The sequence below is a fragment of the Marinomonas sp. SBI8L genome (assembly GCF_001624705.1).
Lineage (GTDB): Bacteria > Pseudomonadota > Gammaproteobacteria > Pseudomonadales > Marinomonadaceae > Marinomonas.
In genome coordinates this window covers 1-350 of sequence record NZ_JSEO01000056.1, presented here as the reverse complement: position 1 = coordinate 350, position 350 = coordinate 1, and the positions used below count along the sequence as shown (strand labels likewise).

The 350-nt window shown below is 43.7% G+C and carries 2 tRNA genes; both read right to left on the bottom strand.

Annotated features, from left to right (window positions below):
• Window positions 1–45 precede the first annotated feature (45 nt).
• Window positions 46–121: transfer RNA gene (locus OA91_RS23895), tRNA-Ala, on the bottom strand.
• A 104-nt stretch (window positions 122–225) separates the two neighbouring features.
• A tRNA-Ile gene (locus OA91_RS23890) sits at window positions 226–302 on the bottom strand.
• Window positions 303–350: the final 48 nt, after the last annotated feature.

Here is a 350-nt window from a genome sequence, read left to right as displayed (position 1 = left end):
ACTTGCTTAGAGCTTTGGGTAATGAGTCACAGAATAAGTAAGTAATGGTGGAGCTATGCGGGATCGAACCGCAGACCTCCTGCGTGCAAAGCAGGCGCTCTCCCAGCTGAGCTATAGCCCCATGTATTACCTAAATGTTTGGTTTAATATCGTTAAGAACAAGGCTTTTAAGTTCGACGTTTAGTTCACTAAACGAGAATTTAAATAACGACGTTATTAAGATATTGGTGGGTCTGGGCCGATTTGAACGGCCGACCTCACCCTTATCAGGGGTGCGCTCTAACCAACTGAGCTACAGACCCAAACACTTCTTCTGTGCGTCTCTATATAAATTAGTTACCAGATAATTT